Below are 1,116 nucleotides of genomic sequence, written 5' to 3' on the forward strand. Positions count from 1 at the left end.
GGAAAGATCAGCCGCACTCGCTTTGAGAACTACCATCGAATCATTGAGAGCATGGTCGAGAACAAAGCGAACAGGCAATATTCGAGAAACAAGAAGGCTGACCTTTAAGTCATTTTTGTGAATAACTCTAGGCAGTTGCAACCAAAGTTTGCACACCTACTGACAATTGGCGCGATATTGAGTAACATCTCGCGCCCAAAACCGTCATTAACTGATTTTCATTGAAGAAATACACAACATTGGAATATTAATACAATGGATAAGATCAAAGTTGGATTGCAGTACTGGATTCCACAACATGGACTGACTCGTCTGGTCGGTAAACTGGCGTCTGCTAAAGCGGGCGGTTTAACCACAGCGATCATTAACTGGTTCATTAAGCAGTACAAAGTGAACATGGATGAAGCCCTTCACAGCGACCCAAAACACTTTAAAACTTTCAACGAATTCTTCGTGCGTGAGTTAAAAGAAGGCATGCGTCCAATCGCGGAAGGCGAATCTGTTATCGTTCACCCAGCGGATGCTCGTGTTAGCCAGTTCGGTCCAATTACTGATGGCAAACTGATTCAAGCGAAAGGTCATGACTTCTCAGCGCGCGAGCTACTGGGCGGCGACGCTAACCTAGCTGACGGGTTCAAAGACGGTGAATTTGCAACACTGTACCTATCGCCAAGCGATTACCACCGTGTTCACATGCCATGTGACGGCACTCTGCGCCAGATGATTTACGTACCGGGCGATCTATTCTCGGTAAACCCTCTAACGGCAGAGAACGTTCCAAACCTATTTGCTCGTAACGAACGTGTAGTTTGTATCTTCGATACTGAGTTTGGTCCTATGGCTCAAGTACTGGTTGGTGCAACGATTGTAGGTAGCATTGAGCAAGTATGGGCTGGCACCATCACGCCACCTCGCGGTAACACAGTTTACAAGTGGGATTACCCAGCTGAAGGCGACAAAGCGGTTATCCTGAAGAAAGGTGAAGAGATGGGCCGCTTTAAGCTAGGCTCTACGGTAATTAACCTATTCGCTAAAGATGCAATCAAGTTCGATGACAGCACGGCAAATGGTGAGAAAACGGTTCTTGGTACACCTTTCGCGCCCATCGCGTAAGCA

General features: G+C 47.0%; 1 protein-coding gene. It reads left to right on the forward strand.

Annotation, left to right across the window (positions count from 1 at the left end):
• The first annotated feature begins 255 nt into the window (after positions 1–255).
• Complete coding sequence (gene asd / locus KIV40_RS31740) at positions 256–1,113, forward strand: archaetidylserine decarboxylase (protein ID WP_285353299.1); 858 nt, start codon at positions 256–258, stop codon at positions 1,111–1,113.
• The last annotated feature ends 3 nt before the right edge of the window (positions 1,114–1,116 follow it).

The organism is Vibrio sp. D173a (genome assembly GCF_030248475.1).

Coding starts and splice junctions, on each gene's coding strand:
- asd (WP_285353299.1), top strand. CDS start 256: ATGGATAAGATCAAAGTTGGATTGCAGTACTGGATTCCACAACATGGA.